The 18,239-nt window shown below is 44.2% G+C and carries 20 protein-coding genes and 3 tRNA genes; 5 read left to right on the top strand and 18 right to left on the bottom strand.

What is annotated here, in order from left to right; genetic code table 11:
- The 3 genes from AB1L17_RS02185 to AB1L17_RS02175 form a co-directional block, all read left to right on the top strand.
- Window positions 1-362: hypothetical protein (locus AB1L17_RS02185; RefSeq protein ID WP_412842900.1), on the top strand; the 362-nt coding region annotated here is incomplete at its 5' end.
- 29 nt (window positions 363-391) lie between these two features.
- Complete coding sequence (locus AB1L17_RS02180; RefSeq protein WP_412842901.1) at window positions 392-637, top strand: hypothetical protein; 246 nt, start codon at window positions 392-394, stop codon at window positions 635-637.
- A gap of 116 nt (window positions 638-753) precedes the next feature.
- A complete protein-coding gene (locus AB1L17_RS02175; protein ID WP_412842902.1) occupies window positions 754-1,737 on the top strand; it encodes a zinc-dependent alcohol dehydrogenase family protein in 984 nt (327 codons plus the stop codon).
- Between the two features lie 544 nt (window positions 1,738-2,281).
- Here the strand turns inward: AB1L17_RS02175 and tnpB are convergent.
- Together tnpB and AB1L17_RS02165 are read right to left on the bottom strand one after the other, a co-directional pair.
- The gene (gene tnpB, locus AB1L17_RS02170; RefSeq protein ID WP_412842903.1) at window positions 2,282-3,403 is read right to left on the bottom strand and encodes an IS200/IS605 family element RNA-guided endonuclease TnpB; all 1,122 of its coding nucleotides are present in this window, start codon (window positions 3,401-3,403) and stop codon (window positions 2,282-2,284) included.
- 436 nt (window positions 3,404-3,839) lie between these two features.
- The gene (locus tag AB1L17_RS02165; RefSeq protein ID WP_412842904.1) at window positions 3,840-4,757 is read right to left on the bottom strand and encodes an aldo/keto reductase; all 918 of its coding nucleotides are present in this window, start codon (window positions 4,755-4,757) and stop codon (window positions 3,840-3,842) included.
- Between the two features lie 223 nt (window positions 4,758-4,980).
- On the opposite strand from AB1L17_RS02165, the gene AB1L17_RS02160 reads away from it, so the two are divergent.
- On the top strand, window positions 4,981-5,352 hold the full coding sequence (locus AB1L17_RS02160; RefSeq protein ID WP_412842905.1) for a hypothetical protein: 372 nt from the start codon (window positions 4,981-4,983) through the stop codon (window positions 5,350-5,352).
- A 321-nt stretch (window positions 5,353-5,673) separates the two neighbouring features.
- On the opposite strand, the gene AB1L17_RS02155 is transcribed toward AB1L17_RS02160, so the two are convergent.
- Complete coding sequence (locus AB1L17_RS02155) at window positions 5,674-6,156, bottom strand: GNAT family N-acetyltransferase (protein ID WP_412842906.1); 483 nt, start codon at window positions 6,154-6,156, stop codon at window positions 5,674-5,676.
- A gap of 240 nt (window positions 6,157-6,396) precedes the next feature.
- Here AB1L17_RS02155 and AB1L17_RS02150 point away from each other — a divergent pair, with 240 nt between their 5' ends.
- Window positions 6,397-6,768 carry a VOC family protein gene (locus tag AB1L17_RS02150; RefSeq protein ID WP_412842907.1) on the top strand — a complete coding sequence of 124 codons (372 nt, stop codon included), beginning with the start codon at window positions 6,397-6,399 and terminating at the stop codon, window positions 6,766-6,768.
- Window positions 6,769-7,403: 635 nt separating this feature from the next.
- Here the strand turns inward: AB1L17_RS02150 and AB1L17_RS02145 are convergent.
- The 15 genes from AB1L17_RS02145 to AB1L17_RS02075 all read right to left on the bottom strand — a co-directional run bounded on the left by AB1L17_RS02145 (window position 7,404) and on the right by AB1L17_RS02075 (window position 18,196).
- Entirely contained in the window at window positions 7,404-8,225 is an 822-nt protein-coding gene (locus tag AB1L17_RS02145) for a DUF6492 family protein (RefSeq protein WP_412842908.1), read from the bottom strand.
- A gap of 325 nt (window positions 8,226-8,550) precedes the next feature.
- A tRNA-Gly gene (locus AB1L17_RS02140) sits at window positions 8,551-8,624 on the bottom strand.
- An 83-nt stretch (window positions 8,625-8,707) separates the two neighbouring features.
- Window positions 8,708-9,130, bottom strand: a complete 423-nt coding sequence (locus AB1L17_RS02135) for an HD domain-containing protein (RefSeq protein WP_412842909.1) — start codon at window positions 9,128-9,130, stop codon at window positions 8,708-8,710.
- Between the two features lie 89 nt (window positions 9,131-9,219).
- A complete protein-coding gene (locus AB1L17_RS02130; protein WP_412842910.1) occupies window positions 9,220-9,759 on the bottom strand; it encodes an O-acetyl-ADP-ribose deacetylase in 540 nt (179 codons plus the stop codon).
- 10 nt (window positions 9,760-9,769) lie between these two features.
- On the bottom strand, window positions 9,770-10,144 hold the full coding sequence (locus AB1L17_RS02125; RefSeq protein WP_412842911.1) for a hypothetical protein: 375 nt from the start codon (window positions 10,142-10,144) through the stop codon (window positions 9,770-9,772).
- A 97-nt stretch (window positions 10,145-10,241) separates the two neighbouring features.
- Window positions 10,242-10,323: transfer RNA gene (locus AB1L17_RS02120), tRNA-Leu, on the bottom strand.
- 28 nt (window positions 10,324-10,351) lie between these two features.
- Window positions 10,352-10,436 (bottom strand) — tRNA-Tyr (locus AB1L17_RS02115).
- Window positions 10,437-10,528: 92 nt separating this feature from the next.
- Window positions 10,529-10,846 carry a hypothetical protein gene (locus tag AB1L17_RS02110; RefSeq protein ID WP_412842912.1) on the bottom strand — a complete coding sequence of 106 codons (318 nt, stop codon included), beginning with the start codon at window positions 10,844-10,846 and terminating at the stop codon, window positions 10,529-10,531.
- Window positions 10,847-10,912: 66 nt separating this feature from the next.
- Entirely contained in the window at window positions 10,913-11,479 is a 567-nt protein-coding gene (locus tag AB1L17_RS02105) for a thioredoxin family protein (protein WP_412842913.1), read from the bottom strand.
- 26 nt (window positions 11,480-11,505) lie between these two features.
- Window positions 11,506-11,676 (bottom strand): YycC family protein, encoded by a 171-nt coding sequence (locus AB1L17_RS02100; RefSeq protein ID WP_412842914.1) that lies wholly within the window; start codon window positions 11,674-11,676, stop codon window positions 11,506-11,508.
- Between the two features lie 167 nt (window positions 11,677-11,843).
- Window positions 11,844-12,041 (bottom strand): hypothetical protein, encoded by a 198-nt coding sequence (locus tag AB1L17_RS02095; protein ID WP_048033257.1) that lies wholly within the window; start codon window positions 12,039-12,041, stop codon window positions 11,844-11,846.
- Window positions 12,042-12,214: 173 nt separating this feature from the next.
- The gene (locus AB1L17_RS02090) at window positions 12,215-12,748 is read right to left on the bottom strand and encodes a TlpA family protein disulfide reductase (protein ID WP_412842915.1); all 534 of its coding nucleotides are present in this window, start codon (window positions 12,746-12,748) and stop codon (window positions 12,215-12,217) included.
- A 22-nt stretch (window positions 12,749-12,770) separates the two neighbouring features.
- The gene (locus AB1L17_RS02085) at window positions 12,771-13,481 is read right to left on the bottom strand and encodes a cytochrome c biogenesis CcdA family protein (protein ID WP_412842916.1); all 711 of its coding nucleotides are present in this window, start codon (window positions 13,479-13,481) and stop codon (window positions 12,771-12,773) included.
- Window positions 13,482-13,803: 322 nt separating this feature from the next.
- On the bottom strand, window positions 13,804-15,030 hold the full coding sequence (locus tag AB1L17_RS02080; RefSeq protein ID WP_412842917.1) for an efflux RND transporter periplasmic adaptor subunit: 1,227 nt from the start codon (window positions 15,028-15,030) through the stop codon (window positions 13,804-13,806).
- A 28-nt stretch (window positions 15,031-15,058) separates the two neighbouring features.
- Window positions 15,059-18,196: an efflux RND transporter permease subunit gene (locus AB1L17_RS02075; RefSeq protein ID WP_412842918.1), complete on the bottom strand. Its 3,138-nt coding sequence runs from the start codon at window positions 18,194-18,196 to the stop codon at window positions 15,059-15,061.
- Window positions 18,197-18,239: the final 43 nt, after the last annotated feature.

Here is an 18,239-nt window from a genome sequence, read left to right as displayed (position 1 = left end):
GTCTTAAGCTAATGGCTACTACTGCCTTCACCATTCGGGACTTTAACCCTAGAGATAACGCCCATGCTGGGCGCACATGGATGAAAAGAGCGCAGATGCGCTCTTTTTTACTTCTCATTCGATTGATATGTAAATTTGTTTCGACATCGAAATCTTGGTATAATTTTGAAGAATGTAACTGGAAAGGTTCTGATCCGATGTTGTACTTTGTTAGTTTTGTAGTAGCTTTGTTTCTCTTAAGCTTTTTTAATACACTGAGACAAGTTATCCATAATCCGAATCAATATCTCCCTTCAGCAGCTATCACTGCATTATTAGGGGCATTCTTATTTTTCTTTGTTATTAAGATAGTCTTACTATAAAATTGGGCTAACGGAAGTGGGAGTATCGAATGAAAAGGAATCCTCTCTGGTTCAACGTTGTTTCCATCATGGTTATCGTGTTGGCCATCGCTTCGCTGATAACAAGTGCTTCTGTCTTACGTGTACTAACGATGCTGGGCTTAGCAATTATCATGGTTTCTCTAGGGACATTTGAGTTAAAGAAAAAACATAAGATCGCTTATTTGTTTTTTGGGGTGGCCGCCTTTCAAGCTCTCGTGTTGATTGATGCGGTTTATTACTTGTATATCATGTGAGTTATCCTCGTTACCCTCGATCCTTACTCCGACCGTCGTAAGGTTTTTTCGTATCCATCCCACACCGTTACAACCTTTGATAATGTATACAGTTTTGTTGGAAGGAGTGTACGCCCATGTATGCACAAGTGGTACGATACCATCAATATGGCGAACCTCATGTAGTACTAAAGGTTGAACAACGACTGATTGAACCTCTGAAACAAAATGAAATCCTGGTAAAAATGAGCGCCCGCCCTATTAATCCGTCTGATGTGATTCCCATTCGCGGAGCCTACAAGCACCGGATCAACCTTCCCGCTATACCTGGCTATGAAGGTGTTGGTACCGTTGTGGAGACAGGTCCCTTGGCCTCCCCCTCTCTCATAGGGAAACGTGTTCTGCCCTTGCGTGGCGAGGGTACGTGGCAAGAATACGTAAAAACAACAGCAGAGCTAGCGATTGAGGTACCTGATTCGATCCAGGATGATATTGCCAGTCGGTTGTACATCAATCCTATTACTGCGTGGGTTATCTGCAGCGAGACACTACAACTTTCTTCTGATCAGATTTTGGTAGTCAATGCAGCTAACTCAGCCATAGGTCGTCTGTTTATTCAATTATCCACGCTATTTGGATTTAAAGTGATCGCCATCGTCCGACATGCAAGATATACAGAGGAGCTGCTGCAGCTTGGAGCATGGCATGTCATCGACAGTTCACTCGCGCCTATTTACGATGCCATCATGACTGTCACAAACGGACAAGGTGCTCATGCCTCTATTGATTCCATTGGCGGTGCAGAAGGTTTAGAACTGGCAAGGTCGACACGCACCGGTGGAATTTTCTTGTCATTAGGCCTGTTATCTGGCATTCAAGTAGATTGGGCACTCATCTCGAAACAACTCGGAGTCCTTCCCCACTTGTTTTTATTGCGACACTGGAATCAACGAGTATCTGTGTCTACATGGCACGAAACGTTTGAGAAGGTCATCGAGCTCGTGCAAAATGGTCGGCTTGTTTTAGCAGAACCAGGTGAGAAATTTGCTTTGCAAGATGTTAATAAAGCTGTGAATTTTGCGGAGGGGCATAAGCGTACGGGGAAAATCTTGTTGATGTAACATACATAAGGAGAAAGCACTTATGCGATTCCATGAACTTTCAACGGAGACAAGACAACGTTTTACAACGGATGAACCCCATCGTACCATATTACATTCAATGACTTCATTATTGATGGTTATTCCTTGTACGAACGACTTGAAAAGTATGATTTAGTACCTAGTCTGGGATGGGGGTCCAAGGAGTACCAAGAAGAAATGATTCGTCTTTTCTTACTCCAAGAGCCTCATTCTCTATTGTGGTACCGAGTACCTCTCTTCGTCTGTCCCGAATGTGGCGATCTGGAATGCGGGTTCATATCGGCGAAACTTGAGAGAAAAAACAATCTAGTCATTTGGCGGGATTTTTACAAGGATCACTACCAATTCAAAATTAACATCGGGCCGTTTTATTTTCGATGGGAACACTATCGTAAAGTGATTGCATCTACATTCGCTAATTGAACACTCCCTCCACCTACGCTATTGCTTAGAGGTGGGGGATTCTTGGGTAGTCACCTCTATCGAAGTGAAATGCGCCAAGCTATCCCTGTCGTCCCGACAGTTAAGTTGTTTCACACAACAAACGAAGTCCTTCACGCTCAATATTGATCGCGGCATTCTCGTCACGGTCATGCCGTGTCCCGCAGTTCGAGCATGTCCACTCTCGCAAGTTAAGATTCTTGACATCTTTATTGCGGTTCCCGCAGTTTGGTGTGGAGCAAAGTTGGCTGGAAGGAAATTGTTTGCCAACAAAGGAGAGCGTTCGTCCATACCATTCGGCTTTGTAAGTCAGCATGGCGCGAAAAGTGGACCATGACGCATCTGCAATGCTTTTCGCCAGCTTGTGATTCTTGATCAGGTGGTTTACTTGCAAGTCCTCCAAACAGATCACTTTGTTTTCGCGAATCAGCTTGGTGGACAGTTTATGCAGGAAGTCATTTCGGGTGTTGGCTACTTTTTCATGCAAGATCGCTACTTTTCTTCTCGCTTTTTCGTAATTTTTCCCACCTTTTTTTCGGCGTGATAACTTCCTTTGCCATTGGTTCAGCTTCTTTTCATACCGACGAAGGTACTTGGGATTTCCGATCTTTTCCCCCGTGGAAAACGCAGCAAATTCTTTGAGACCCAGGTCGATGCCAATGGTTTTCTCTTTGTCTACAGGAATATACGGCGAGTAAGGCACCTCACAAAGCACCGAAACAAAATATTTCCCGCTTGGATTTCGTCTAACCGTTGCGTTTAGAATCCGACCTTCTACTTCTCGGGATTTTGCGAATGTCACCCAGCCAAGTTTCGGCAGCTTGATTTGGTTCCCGTTGATTCGGATGTTTCCATTTGTATGTTTCGTGGTATAGGACTGAACGATATTCTTCTTGCTTTTGAAACGTGGCGCTTCATTTTGTTTCTTGAAAAATCGGGTGAAAGCATCTGCGAGGTTGTCGAGGGAAGATTGAAGGGCGGTGCTATCTACTTCTTGGAGCCAAGGCTGTTCCTTTTTTAATTGTGGTAGTTGGACAGCACAAGAATGGTAGGTTAACCCCTTGCCCGTTTGTTTGTAAGTTTCGTTCCAACGTGCCAGAAAACGATTGAACACAAACCGACTGCAACCCAATGTTTTCGAGATGAGTACGGCTTGTTCCTGATTGGGAAAAATACGAAACTGAAACGCTTTTTTACGTAGCATCCTGATTCACCTCCTCCCATGAAAAGTTTACCACAAAAGGAACGTATGTTCTACAAAAAGATTGCGGGAACAACCCAAAAAGCAGAAGTCCTTCCTTCGCAGCGCCGATTCATCCCCCACTTTCGCCAAGCTATGCAAGACTTAGAAGTAGGAGTCTTCTCGGCTGTTATGATAAACTACCTGAAGACGGCATATGTAAGCCTAATTGCTGATGTACCAGCGGATACAATTCGGATTCGCTTATACTGCTCCACTGTCTTTGGAGATGTACAAACGTTTTCAAATGGTAAGTACTAAATCGCAAGTGAAGCATTGCACAACACTCCAGATGAATGTCTGGGGTGTTTTATATTTTGATGAGTAAAAAAGAGCACCCTTTTTAAGGCGCTCTCACACAAACAAAGATGCGTTTTGCGTAGTTCGAACGTTTGTATAATTACGGCAAAACGTTGCCAGCTGAGCCGTAAATGCCATACCATTCTTCCCGTGTCAAGCGAATATGTGCGGCTTTAACGCAATCTTTCATTCGTTCAACATTCGTCGTGCCGATGACAGGCTGCATGTTTGCCGGGTGGCGAAGCAACCACGCGATGGCTATCGCCGTGTTCGATACTTCATATTTCGCTGCAATTTCATCGATTTTCTTGTTCAGTTCAGGAAACTTTTCATTCCCTAAGAAAGAGCCTTCGAAAAAACCATGCTGGAACGGCGACCAAGGTTGAATGGTAATATCATGAAGCCTGCAGAAGTCGAGTACGCTGCCGTCGCGATTCACAGCCGAGTTGTTCTCCATATTAACGTTAAAGCCTTGCGAGATCATAGTGGCGTTCATAATGCTTAGCTGCAGTTGATTGGCAACGATTGGTTGTTTTAGATATTTATTCAGCAGTTGAATCTGCATTGGATTCTGATTGGAAACACCGAAATGGCGTACTTTGCCCGTGGTTTCGAGCAGATCAAACGCTTCCGCTACCTCCTCCGGCTCGACAAGCGTGTCAGGTCGATGCAGAAGCAGCACATCCAGATATTCGGTTTTAAGCCGCTTTAGAATGCCATCAACTGCATCCAGGATATGCTCTTTGGAAAAATCAAACATACCTGGGCGGATACCGCATTTCGATTGCAAAATGATATTTTCTCGTACACGGGGGCTCATGTGAATCGCTTCTGCAAACACTTCCTCGCATTTGCCCTTTCCGTAAATATCCGCATGGTCGAAAAAGTTCGCCCCTTCTTCCAGCGCCGTCTGCACAAAGCGCTCCGCTTGCAGCTTATCCAATGACCCTATCCTCATGCAACCGATTGCGATGACAGGTACTTCTAACATACTAGTGCCAAGTTGTATTGTTCTCACTTCGCTCCCCCCATTCTACTAAGTCGGTCATATGCTTGCTCATTAATTGCCATTTTCTTCATTGTGTCATGAATGAACAGCAGATTCAATACAGACACGGTGGTCGTACTCAACCTTACTAGCACCCATTTTTTATATCCTAATATATTTGTCCAAGCAATTACTGCTTGCCTTCATATGCTATTACTATATTCAAGCTTGATTACATGTAGGAGGAAAAACTATGAATAAAAGGCCAGCTCGCATTATGAATAAAAAACCAACTCGCAAATTTGTAAAAAAAGCAGGTGGAAAATGGAGAAAAACCACCACCTTAGGTCCGAAAAATGTACGTATTACACAGGATCTTGGAAATGGCTTTTTTATCATCGAATTTACTCAAGTATCAATTGCTCCAAATTCAGTACATGAAATTAGACTAAGAAACATAGGTATTCGAAGGGTCATTAGTGCTGGATGGACAATGACTGGTAATCAACCAGTATCTGTACTTGAGAACTACCCCTTTTCTCATAACGAATGGATTCTCACTTTTCTTAACCAATCTTCAGTCAGAAGAGCAGTCTCCACTTTTCTAGTAACCAAGCTACCTTAAAGAAGTCTCGATATTTGCAGCTGACAAACCGGCTCCTGTTACGCAGCAGGGGCTGTTTCATCTTGATAAATCCTGGCGCAGTAATTTGTAATTTTCAAAGCTGGTTTCGAGGGCGAGAATGGACAAACAAGCTCTATGTGCAAATAGAATGCAGGGAGGAGCAATGTTAACCGCTCTACTCATCGGTACTTTTGTCGCGTTTCTATGAAAATTACATACCAATGTGTTTCCTGGATGGATGAGGGAAATTAACGTTGTTGCTGGTTGTAATGCTCGTGATCGGCGTACTGGTTCCGGGGGAAGGAATGCTATGTACTCTACCTATCCAAGATTGTCCATATCCATCGTCATCACGATAAATGCGGTCCCATTGCTTACGAATGAAGCCGTCTCGATAAATCTCGCTCTTGTATAAACTTTAATTGCTCTACTATTAAAGGTAGCAACACTTAATCGTAGATATTTTGGTTCAAATTGCTGATTGGCAAATTCGATTCCAGCCTTTAAAAACGAATAGCCTATCCCTTTCCCTGTTAAATCTGGTTTCATTCCGAGCCCGATATCTAACACGTTCTCGCCATTGTAAAGATTTTGCTTTCGACCTTCTGGCACTTGAGCATTGAACCCAAAACAGAAGAAGCCTGTAAGCTGACTATGATTATCTCGAACTGCATAATAGGTACCGTCTAATAGTTCCTGGAACGTTTCTGGACTTTCTTCAAAATCATAAAAAGAATATTCCTGCGGATATTTCCAAGTTACGACTTGCTTTGCATCTGTACTTGTCATCAAAGAAACGTTCATTTATTACCCCTCCGTGATTCTGATTTCGATACCATTGTTGCTGTTCGCCACCCTGCCCCCGAAGAATTAACGCAAAAGAATAAGGAAGTGTCAGTAATCTGGATCATCAATGTGATGAGGGCGAAATCTATTCGTGAAAATATAGTTCTGCTAGCTAGTAAGATAACGGGCAGGAATCGCTCAACGAATAATTGGTTACTAATAGAAGAATACATTAAAATTAATAGTAAGGAGAATAACATGAGTATTGGTGCATTTTCTGTAAGTTTACGTGTGAAAGACATTCATGCATCTAAAGCGTTTTACGAAAAGATTGGGTTTCATGTTTTTGGCGGAGATATTACTCAAAACTGGTTGATCATGCAGAATGGCAATGCCACAATAGGGTTGTTCCAGGGCATGTTTCCCAAAAATATTTTGACCTTTAATCCGGGGTGGAATAGCAAAGCTGAAGAAATAAATCCGTTCAAAGATGTAAGAGAAATACAAGAAGATTTACGAAATAAGGGAATCAATATTATTGGCGATGCAAGATTAACTTCAACAGGACCAGCCAGCTTTGTAATTGAAGACCCCGATGGAAATCCAATACTTTTTGACCAACACAGATAGAACAAAAAGTTTTCATATTTTGTTTAGGTACTCTCGGCAGTACCTAAATAAGGCTTTCTCAATGGAGGAAGCCTTATTTTCCACACATAAACAGCTAAAACTACCATACTGACCTTTAACTTCTTCGTCAATTAATAGTTAGATTTTTTTGATTTTTATACCAATTACAGCGTTTGTGTGTTAATATTATTAAAGAAGTTATATTTTTCCATTTAAGGGAGGTAAATAACAATGTTGAAGAAATTTCTTCAAAAATTAGGTGCTAGCTCATATCGTCCGTGTCCTCGGGAGTGTATACCAGCAGGAAAACATTGTATGTGCCCTGCGTAAATTTAGGTAACCCTTAAGAGGCTGTCCCAAATGCCGAGAATATGGCAAAGGGACGGTCTTTTTCCGTTTCACATATTTGAGCATATATTCCCGTCTTTTTTATTCTACTCTTCTACAGTTAAATGCCGAAGGGTACAATCCTAGATTTTGACCTTTCCGAAGCCTGTGAAGACCCTTGCAAGTGGTCCGCTCTGGCTTCGGGGCCAAGTTCAAACCTGGATGGATATACCCAGACCGCGTGGATGTAGAAAAAATATGGTTGACTCGAAATGGACCGGGCACTTTCACATAACAAGCAGTTGGACTCATTTTCTCACGCTCCTCTTCCGGATATACCAAGCGCGTTTATGAAAGGAGATGGACCTGTATTTCTGAGCCAGTCTGATGATTCGGTTGCGAGTAAGTGATGACGGTTTTGAAGAGAAGCTTTTGTTAAGGGTACTTCTTACAACCAGATGACCGGGATAGTGAGCTTTCACGAAGTTACCGTAAGTTTCGAACTCGGAGAAGCCGGCGTAACTCTGTTTGTTGGTCTTCTTGATAATCGCCCAATACCACCTAGTCTTATGCCTGGCCTCAATTTTATACTTTAGTCGGGAGAGCTTTGATTTGTCGAACAGCATATAGTGGGCAACGAAAGAGCGCGAGGCGGTTGCCTTGGTCCCCAGTAATTTCTTATAGGTGCGAAAATACTCGGGACGACTCCAGTTACGGCAGTAAAAAACAGTTTTCCCGTTGACGAGAAAGACATGTGGGCGGATGAGAATGGTGTCCGCGTCAATCACAAGATAATACCTTTGCTTGGTCAAGCTTCCTCCCGCCAGCTTCAACAATTGTTGGAGCAGCCAGCCTGAGCGATTGGTGCGTTTGGTTTGGTAGTGAATGTCTTTTTTTGTAATCGGAAGCACGCGTCTTTCATTGATGAAGGTGCAGTTTTTACGCCGACAAAGGGCTTGGATTCGCTTGCTTGGTGGCGATACAACCATGATCTTACCGACCGGATGCTTCACTTGCTTACGGATACTGTCAATGACATAGGGAAGAGTGCCAAGGTCTTTCTCAATAGCTGGGATCAGGACATCAATTTTGATAGAGCTGTTGAAGGTGCTTTTCGCAGAACGTGACAACTTCTCAACTCCTTTTCGCTTAGCAGTTTCAAGCATGTGTGTCTGGACAGGACAGCCAAAGTCTCTGACTTACCAGATAGGATATGATTTTTTTCCTTAGGGTGAATATGACAGATATGGATATCTTGCAAAACGGGTGTTTGTCTGCCTTCTTTTGTCTTGAAACTCTCCTCACTTTACCTAGTCGAAATCGTTGACCTACAACAATGGCAGCTCGATCCGACTCCGATGGTACTGACTGGATAAATAGAACACCCTGTGCATATTCCGAAGAAACAAAAAGAAAAAACCTTGATATATCAAGGTTCCTACGCTCTGATTACTATGGAGCGGGTGATGGGAATCGAACCCACGCCGCTAGCTTGGGAAGCTAGAGTTCTACCATTGAACTACACCCGCAATTTGTTACTTGCTGTCATCTCTTCACTCCAACTATTACCAATTATATAGCGATCTTTTTGAATTGTCCATACAATTACCCGCTACGATGACAGCAGTTCGTGAATCGCCTTCTTATAACGCTTGATTCTCTCCAAATCAGTATCAGTTGGATTGGGGATACGTGTTACATCACAATTATCTTCCAAATCACCCAATTTCACAATTCTTGCAACGGGATCGCGTTTCGTCCGTTTAATAAACTCCATGTACGATTCTTCCTCTTGTCTGGTTAATGCAACTACTGCAGCAATAACCTTTTCATGAAATCCAGCCGCTCGGAGTTCATCTTCGGTTACTTCTGTATCTTCCAGAACATCATGCAATACCGCTGCGATCCGGGTTTCTTCTGTTGTCATTTTTAACATGATTCGTAAAGGATGCAGGATATACGGATTCCCACCTTTATCAATTTGCCCGGCATGGGCTTGTGTCGCAATGACAATTGCCTTTTCTAGTGTACTCAACCTGATTCTCCTTTTTCTAAATAATTTCTGCCTTCTGTCACTATATGAATACTTTACACAGTTGAAGTATTTTGTCGTTGTGGATGATCTCATGCTTGTAAATCTTTCATTTTCTCCACATACAATCTGTAATTGACCTCATCATAAGTAACAAATATCACTTTGTTTATTGAAGTATTTTCTTTTAAAAAGGATATCACTGTATCCACTGCAATGGAGCATGCTTGATCTTTTGGGAACTTGAATATTCCTGTACTAATAGTAGGAAATGCTATGCTCTTTACTTCATAGTTCTCGCCTAACTCCAATGCTTTTCGGTAACAGCTTCGCAAATACATTTCCTCATCACTCTTGCCATCATTCCACACTGGCCCGACTGTATGGATAACATATTTAGCGGAAAGTTTGCCCGCTGTTGTTATGACTGCTTCTCCCGTTTTACATCCACCTTGCTTTGCACGAATTCTTTTACATTCCTCCAATATGTCTTTTCCACCAGCTTTGTGGATGGCACCATCAACACCGCCGCCACCAAGTAAGCTTGAATTTGCAGCATTTACAATTGCATCAGCTGAAATTTTGGTTATGTCACCTTGTATAATCTCGATTCTTTCCAGGATGCTGTTCATGATTGTCTCCTTATTCTCTCACGATTCCAAAATACTCATCATATTCCCTGGCATCAAAGTCAAACACAACAGAAATATTTATGTATAAAACAGGATAGCCCATAAAAATCCCGGATTCAGAATGATAAGAATCGATAATTTTTGCTCTCACCTCTTCTTCTGTACCTTGAAAAACGTACGGCTCTTCTCCTTCACGGTACGCACTAACCTCGATACCATCGAAATAGTAAAACTCGTAGACCGAATAAGTGTCATTTCCTAATTTTCGTGCATAGATTTCAATCTCTGCATCACCATAGAAGCATTGCTTCTCTTCATGAAACTTGTAATTTCCTAGTGTTTTTACTTCTCGAATCATTCTTTCCAATTCATCTGTAGTGTACATGATCGTCCCCCCTCTCCACCTTTTTCTGACAAACAAAAAAACACACCTTCCATGTCTCTGTTTCCATCATGGTTAGTGTGCATTCGTATTTAGATAATGGTGCCGGTGAAGGGACTTGAACCCCCACGGTTTCCCTCACGATTTTGAGTCGCGCGCGTCTGCCATTCCGCCACACCGGCAAGTGAATCTATGAAAAAAGAAAATCAATGGTGGGGAGAGACGGATTCGAACCGCCGAACCCGGAGGGAGCAGATTTACAGTCTGCCGTGTTTAGCCACTTCACTATCTCCCCACAATATGTGCTGTCTCTCTTCTGCATCTACTTTCTTCAACCAGAAGCGACATTTATTAATCTATCATGAACTTTGCTTCGCGTCAATACTTTTATTCGGATTGACTTTCTTTTTTAGCCAAGATTTCCTGTGCCCACTCGTGAAAGACGTGCAGTGCTTCGTCCACCTCCTGAAACTGTGCTTCTTCCTCACAGGTGTATTCGGGGAAGTCTATAATCCGGTTTTTGCGAATCTTCACTTGATCTTCCTCGCATTTTATATCCAAAAAGTATGGGACCGATTCATCAATTCCGTAGCTGTTTTCTAAAAATTCGTAGGTACGCACCCACTCCAGAATGCGAACTTCTGATGCTTTTAAGCGAAGCACCTGCTCCAATGACATAATGGTTTCATTTCCGTAGTAATACATGTTATTCAGCCCTTCTGCATGAAAATGGACGGAGCCGAGACTCCGCCCTGTTACTATTGTTGTCGATTAGATCGAAGAAAGCAGCTCTCTTAATTCTTTTACAATGACTTGTTGATAACCAGTGCCTTCTCCGTACTGTGCAAGCATGTCGGCACGCGCCACTTTGATTTTGTCTTCATAGTCTGGTGCGTTTCTGTCCGGGTTATGTTGTTTGAATGCCGTCATGACAGCTTGGACATGCTTCGGTCTAGGTCCCCATTTGGCCAGAACATGTCCGCCAGTGTCAGCGAAAATCACAACAGGAATCGCCCTACCGCCCATTGTGAGAAACTCATCCATGAGGTCGAGATGTTCTTCCATCACCATTATTTCCACTGGCATATCTGTTTCTTTCAGAGCATGCAGGACGACTGGCAAGTTGCGCACAACATCTCCGCACCAATCTGCCGCCAAAATCAAGCATCTCAGATCATCACGATGCTGGAGCGAGGCGAAAAATGCACGGTCTTGTTCATCCTCCCAAGAAAATGCTTCCGACCAGCTTTGATATGTATCCTGATTTTTTGTCATGCTATCCACGAACGCTTGCGGTTTTAGACCCGTCCGAAATTTATGCGCGACATTTGCCCCCATCTTTTCTCCTCCTTTATGTATCTTGCTTAGTCCTGCTTTTCTGGCGTTGCTTCGCTCGCTTCTTTCTCTTGCTTAGCCAGCTCCATCATTTTTTGCAACAAAATATGCTGCGGCATGTGCATGAGACGCTCTAAAGGTACCTGGAGCGCTTCTGCCAGTTTAACAGCCGTATCAGGTGATATTTGTAACGGACGCATGAATTCCGCTCCTTTCGCTTGCCTTCATCAGTCTCTCCAGTATAATACACAGCGATTAAACCTGCCAGCGTGCCTCGCATCACACGTCAAAAAAGATAATCCCTTCTCAACGAACCTGAAGGGACTATCTCTCGTGATCGGGATACCCGCACATATTCAAGGGACGGCTATGGCTTCTGCTTTGTGAGAATGCACGGTACACCAAAGCCGATCGCTCCGGGCTGGGACATTTGTTCCAGATATGCCAACCCCCGTGCGCACTGCTGCTTGCATACTTGGCATGTGTGAGACGTTACAATTTTCAGCTGCACTTGATTCGGGTGCTGCCGTGTATTTTTCTTCTTGATCTTTTTACCCTTGGCCATCCGCTTGCCTCCCTTTGCCCTGGATCACTCCAGTCTATGAAGGAGAACAACCCCGCTCTTTAGGCAAACATACAAAATCCAGATAGACGCCTGCAAAATGGGCCTTGTCATACCTGTCTGCAAATCAAAAAAGTCGCCGGAGAATTATCTCGAGAGCGACTTTTGAGCTTTTATTACGGCCTTGGACTTAACAACTGGCGCAGCTCAAGCTCCAGTGTAGGGGCATCAAGCACGCCAATAATCTTCTTTCTCACGATCCCATCTGTGTCAATCAAGTAGGTAGTCGGGAATGCCATCACCTTGTAACGGTTCGACACCGTACCAGCGACGTCCATCGGTATAGGAAAAGTCAGCTTGTAGTTTGCTACGAATGCCATCGCTGCTTCCGGGCTGTCATTACTTGTGACATTTACGCCATATAAATCAACCTGTCCGCCATATTTCTCGTAGACTTTTTGTAAATCAGGCGCTTCCAGCTTACATGGTCCACACCAGGAAGCCCAAAAGTTTAGGACGAGTGGTTTCGCCCTTTTTCCTTCTACCTTGTACGTCTGCTGATCCAATCCTGTCAGTGTAAAATGAGGAGCCGCAAAGCCAACCTCCGGCTTTTGAACCTCTGCTACGACTGCGGCTGTCTCTTGAGGTTTTTCCCAAACAGCAAGTCCGACCCCCAATAATACAAGCACCGCGAGCAACAGCTTTTTCATTTTGTCACCTCTGCCTGCTCAATTAGAATCCCGTAAAGCCTCCGTACATTTGAATGAGAACGCGTGTAATATCCGTCAGTTTATCCGTATACAGAAGGATACCGAACAAAATCATTACAGCTCCCCCGATCTTCATAAACAGATCGGAATACTTCACAATCGCGTTCACTTTACTGATGAAGAACGTCATGACAAAGAAAGGAATGGCAAAACCAAGTGTATACGCCAACGTATATGCCAAGGCGCTTGACGGATTGGAAACGCCCATGACGATTATGCCTGAAAGAATTGGTCCCACACATGGTGTCCATCCAGCTGCATAAGTCATTCCCACCAGTATGGACCCAGTATACCCCAACGGTCTCGATTTTAAATCGATTTTAAAGGAACGCATCATCCAGTCCATTTTAAACACGCCTAGCATAACCAAACCAATGACCGCAAGCAAAATACCGCCCAGTTGACGAATCAGGTCCTGTTGATCAGTGAACAAGCTGCCGATCCAAGAAGTAGATAGCCCGAGCGCAATGAAAATAATTGAAAATCCGACGATGAAGAAAAAGGTATGTAAGAAAGCTTGCTTTCGAAATACGGCTCTCCCTTTCTTCACCTCATCTACCGTAACCCCTGTTATGTAAGACAGGAAGGACGGATAGAGTGGCAGGCAGCAAGGTGAAATAAACGAAAGGAAGCCTGCCGCAAATGCCAAAAATACAGTAATATCGCCAGTCATATGTACCTCCGGTGGGTATTTTGTCCACTATCCTCCTATTGTATCGAATCTTTTCCAGCTTCAAAAGTATCGTTTGCACTTTGTCTTAAATCCGTTACATTTTTGTTTCCATAATATTTATTATGTCAACGTTTTTAGGCAATAAGGGTAAAATTGGATGGGTCAAACCGATCCACTACTACAGGTCAAACAATGAATGTGACAAATGTGGCAGGTACTAAACGGCTCAACTCTTCCTCTGTTAATAGTGAGAACGAACATCTCCATTGTACACAAAAAAGAGGCGGATGTGCTCCGCCCCTTCTCTTTACTATTCTTTTTCCTACTGAATGGTGACTTTGCCGCCATCTTGAAGCAGTGTTTGCCCTTTTACTACAACCTTATCGCCTGCAGACAAGCCTGTCAAAATTTCGATCTGATCACTAGAGGATTTGCCAGTAGTAACCTCGACCTGCTTCGCAATTTCACCCTCGAGCTTGAATACGAACTGTTTGCCATCGCGATCAAAGACCGCATTGCGTGATACGACCAGCGATTTTGCTCCCGTCTCTCCAACCGATGGGAAGATCACATTCACGACCATATCAGACTTCAGTTCATTGGATGGATTCGGAATGGTAATTTCCACTGGGTAAGCCTTGAGCTGTGAATCCATTACAGGGCTTACAGCCGATACTTTCGCATCGATCGTTTTACCTGTAGATTGCACGTTTACTTTTACACTCGTACCTACTTTTACATTTGTGATATCTGCTTCTGACAGATTCGCTTTTACCAGAAGTGGGTTCGTGTTAACGACAACCACGACCGGCTGTTGACCTGCCATTTGACCAACGGCGCCATTTACACTCGAAATATATCCGTTGATCGGTGAAGTAACGGTAGCATTCGCTAATTGCTCTCGAGCATTTTGCAGACTCACTTGCGCTTGCTGCACAGATGCTTCTGAAACTTGCACACTCGTTTTTTGCCCAGCAGATTGCACTGCCTGTTGCGCGTTATCATAAGAAGTCTGCGCAGTTGTCAGCTGTGAATTTGCCTGTTCCATTTGTTGAGCGGAAATCGCTCCTTGTGAAAAGAGCTGTTGCATACGCTGTTGGTTTATTTTTGCATCAGCAAGTGCCGTTTCTGCCTGCTTCAAGCTATTTTTTGCTTGGACCAAACCTTGATCAGAGCTACTGCCTGCTTGGTTTAAGCTTGCTTTTGATACGTTGTAGGCTGCCTCTGCTTGCTTGACACTGTTCACCAGATCTTTTTCATCGAGCTTGAACAATACTTGACCCTTCGTCACGTATTGGCCCAGTTTCACTGGCAGGGAAGAAATTTTCCCACCCATTTTCGGGGAAACTTGTACTTCCTCACTAGGCGCTAGCTTCGCCGTGAGACCAGATTCAGATAATACCGTGCCTGTTGCGACAGTTTCAACTTGAACAGGGGTTGCAGCTTCCACAGTTTCCGTAGGCGGTGTTTCCGCTTGCGGGCTGGAGCAACCTGCCACTAGCGTGATGGCCAGCAATGCCAAAATGACGGGTTTCGTACTTACTTTCATGAATGTCCCTCCTCTTCCCACAAACGTCTTACGATTCCAAAGCGGGATTGATATTCTTTTGTTTCTTTGCAAGTTTCTTTTCTAGTTTCAACTTTTTCTTCAAGCGTCTCTTCTTCCCTAAATCATCGAACCAAGAAGCAACGACAGGAACCAGAACCAGTGTAATCAGTGTAGAGAATCCGAGACCGAAAATAACCGTCACGGCCATTGGTGCGTTCGTCTCTGAACCGGCACCGCCAGAGAATGCGAGCGGTCCAATCGCCAGAATCGTGGTGAGTGTCGTCATCAAAATCGGACGAAGACGAATCGGTCCAGCATGCAGGATCGCATCATACAGCTCCATACCTTTTGCACGCAATTGGTTCACGTAGTCGATCAATACAATCGCGTTGTTCACGACCAGACCGATCAACAAAATGTACCCGATCAAAACCCCGACGCTGATCGTTGTGCCTGTTGCCAATAGTCCAAGCAAAACACCTGTCACGGTCGGTGGTACGGAGAACATGATGATAAATGGAGTGTAGAACGATTCAAACTGTGCTGCCATTACCATATAGAGCAACACAACTGACAGTACAATCGCGAGAGCAAGGCTACTGAATGATTCCATCATTTCCTCACTTTGCCCACCAAAATCGACCTTGTAACCATCAGGGAGATTCAGCTTGTCAATCTTCGCTTGCACTTCCCGTGATACAGAGCTCAAGTCACGCCCTGCCAAATCACTTGTTACTTGGACTTCACGGCTTGAGTTGGCACGATTAATCGATACTGGCACATCAACCTTGCTGATTGTCGCGACTGAAGTGAGAGCGATCTGAGCCCCACCTGGAGCCGAAATGCGCATATTGTTCAAGAAGTTGATATCTTCCTGATAATTTTTAGGCAGCTTGAGGTTAACGTCGATCTCATCATCACCTGTGCGATAATAGGTGACTGTTTGTCCTTGGAAAGACGTGCGAACACTGGACAGTATTTGTCCGGTCGTCAATCCGTACAAGCTCGCTTTTTCAGCATCGATCTTCACTTCCAGCTCTTGTCTTGATTCCTCCAAGCTCGTTGTTACGTTACTCGTTCCTGGTACCTTTTCAATTTCGCCTTTAATGATACCACTAATGTCTTTCAATACGGCCAGGTCATCCCCACTAACTTTCAATTGGATTGGGGAGCCAGTAGACATACCGGATGGTGCACTTACCTTAATTTCAGGTCCAGCAATATGTTTCAGCTTTTCCTGAAGATCCATCACAATTTCATTGGAGGAACGCGTGCGTTCCTTGATATCTACCAGCATCAGACTGATTGTTCCCTGATTGGATGACAATGTACTAGCTACCGGTGATGCATTACTACCAACTGAAGTCGCAACAATATCCTTCTCCGGTACAGTGTTTACAATTTCTTCAACTTGTCTGGTTACTTTTTCGGTTTCAGCCAGAACTGTACCATTTGGCATTTTGATGGAGATATTGACTTGTCCTTGGTCCATTGCAGGGATGAACTCTGCCCCAATCATTGGAGTCAATGCGAGTGAGCCTACCATCATCACGACTGAAGAAATCATAACCGTTTTACGATGGCCCAATGACCATTTTAGCAGCCTGTGATAACCTTTTTCTACTTTGCTAAATCCGATGTTGAACCAAGTAACAGGATTGATACCACGGTAGTTCTCGTGATGTGTATGCGACGGAATCTTGTTTAAAATCCTCGAACTCAGCATCGGCACAAGCAAAATGGAGAATACAAGCGCCGCAATATGTGAGTACACGACCGTCAATGCAAGTGGTCCGAACAACTCGGAAGCAATACCTTCTGTAAGAGCAATCGGCAAGAATACGCAAATTTGCGCCAAAGCCGAAGCCATAACTGCAGTACCTACTTCCTTGGAGCCATCCAAGGCGGCTTCCATCATGCCTTTTCCCTGTTCTCGATGACGGAAAACATTCTCGAGCATAACAACCGCAAAGTCAATTAATGATCCCAATCCCAGTGTCAAACCGGAAAGGGAAATCAGGTTGATCGTCTGTCCAGTCATGTACATCAACAGGAACGTGGCAACGATCGATACAGGAAGAACGATGACCGCGATTACCATGGATCGCAAGCTGCCCAAGAAGAAGAACAGCAAGATCATACCAATACCGCCACCCAACAGGGCATGTTCCGCGGTGGTATAAACGGAATCCTTGATGTAGATGGACGTATCCAGCGTCGTAATGATTTCTACGCCTTCTGGAAGCTCGCTTTTGATTTTCTCCAGCTCAGCTTTTACATCATCTGCTACCTCAATGGTGTTACCGCCAGAAGCTTTTGTCACTTTAATACCCAAGCTAGGTGTTCCATTTACGTAACTCAATTGCGTTACATCTTGATGCGTGTCTTTTACTTCGGCAATATCGCTGAGTCTGATGGAGTTCCCTCCAACAGAGATTGGTGTCAGCGCGATTTGTTCGATATCGGCAAACTCACCTTGCACACGGATGTTGAGCTTGGCGTCACCCTCGCGTACAGATCCCCCGGAACCAGACAAGTTACTGCTCTGTAGAGCTTGCTGAACTTGGTCTAGTGACAGTCCATACGCTGCTAGTTTGGCTGGGTCGACTGTGACATCGATAATACGGCCCTGCCCGCCGCTGATAGAAGCAGATGCGACCCCATCAATACGCTCAAGGCGCGACTGGATCATATCCTCTGCCATCTTTTTCAATTTGTTGATATCTTGCTCACCCGTTACCGCAAACTCAATAATCGGTGTACTGTTCGGGTCAATGCGCAGTACGCGTGGTGCTTTGGCTGAATCAGGCAAAGCACCACGAACCTGATCTACCTTCTCCCGCATGTCGAGTGTTGCTTGATCAAGGTCAGTTCCCCAGTTAAACATGAGGATAACCTGAGATGCTCCTTCCATCGATACCGATTGTATACTATCTAAATCGGATACCGTTGCAAGTGCATCCTCAATTGGTTTCGTAACCAGTTTTTCTACCTCACTCGGAGATCCGCCATCAACGGATGTAACCACGACAGCAACCGGGAAGTTCAGATCCGGCATGAGATCAATCGACAAGCGAGGTAGTGAAACGAAACCAAAAATCATCATTGCCAAGGTCAACATGATCATGGTGACCGGGCGTTTAATCGATAGTTCAGAAAGATTCAATCCACTCACCTCTTCTTTGTATATCTGTTAAATTTTTGTCAGC

This window comes from Brevibacillus jepli (assembly GCF_047229145.1).
GTDB lineage: Bacteria > Bacillota > Bacilli > Brevibacillales > Brevibacillaceae > Brevibacillus.
The sequence above is the reverse complement of the archived record's forward strand: the minus strand, read 5'-3'. Positions and strand labels throughout refer to the sequence as shown.

Excerpts from the sequence above, each read along its gene's own strand:
- AB1L17_RS02180 (WP_412842901.1), top strand. The coding sequence starts at position 392 with ATGAAAAGGAATCCTCTCTGGTTCAACGTTGTTTCCATCATGGTTATC.
- AB1L17_RS02175 (WP_412842902.1), top strand. The coding sequence starts at position 754 with ATGTATGCACAAGTGGTACGATACCATCAATATGGCGAACCTCATGTA.
- tnpB (WP_412842903.1), bottom strand. The coding sequence starts at position 3,403 with ATGCTACGTAAAAAAGCGTTTCAGTTTCGTATTTTTCCCAATCAGGAA.
- AB1L17_RS02160 (WP_412842905.1), top strand. The coding sequence starts at position 4,981 with ATGAATAAAAGGCCAGCTCGCATTATGAATAAAAAACCAACTCGCAAA.
- AB1L17_RS02155 (WP_412842906.1), bottom strand. The coding sequence starts at position 6,156 with ATGAACGTTTCTTTGATGACAAGTACAGATGCAAAGCAAGTCGTAACT.
- AB1L17_RS02150 (WP_412842907.1), top strand. The coding sequence starts at position 6,397 with ATGAGTATTGGTGCATTTTCTGTAAGTTTACGTGTGAAAGACATTCAT.
- AB1L17_RS02130 (WP_412842910.1), bottom strand. The coding sequence starts at position 9,759 with ATGAACAGCATCCTGGAAAGAATCGAGATTATACAAGGTGACATAACC.
- AB1L17_RS02125 (WP_412842911.1), bottom strand. The coding sequence starts at position 10,144 with ATGTACACTACAGATGAATTGGAAAGAATGATTCGAGAAGTAAAAACA.
- AB1L17_RS02110 (WP_412842912.1), bottom strand. The coding sequence starts at position 10,846 with ATGTATTACTACGGAAATGAAACCATTATGTCATTGGAGCAGGTGCTT.
- AB1L17_RS02105 (WP_412842913.1), bottom strand. The coding sequence starts at position 11,479 with ATGGGGGCAAATGTCGCGCATAAATTTCGGACGGGTCTAAAACCGCAA.
- AB1L17_RS02100 (WP_412842914.1), bottom strand. The coding sequence starts at position 11,676 with ATGCGTCCGTTACAAATATCACCTGATACGGCTGTTAAACTGGCAGAA.
- AB1L17_RS02095 (WP_048033257.1), bottom strand. The coding sequence starts at position 12,041 with ATGGCCAAGGGTAAAAAGATCAAGAAGAAAAATACACGGCAGCACCCG.
- AB1L17_RS02090 (WP_412842915.1), bottom strand. The coding sequence starts at position 12,748 with ATGAAAAAGCTGTTGCTCGCGGTGCTTGTATTATTGGGGGTCGGACTT.
- AB1L17_RS02085 (WP_412842916.1), bottom strand. The coding sequence starts at position 13,481 with ATGACTGGCGATATTACTGTATTTTTGGCATTTGCGGCAGGCTTCCTT.
- AB1L17_RS02080 (WP_412842917.1), bottom strand. The coding sequence starts at position 15,030 with ATGAAAGTAAGTACGAAACCCGTCATTTTGGCATTGCTGGCCATCACG.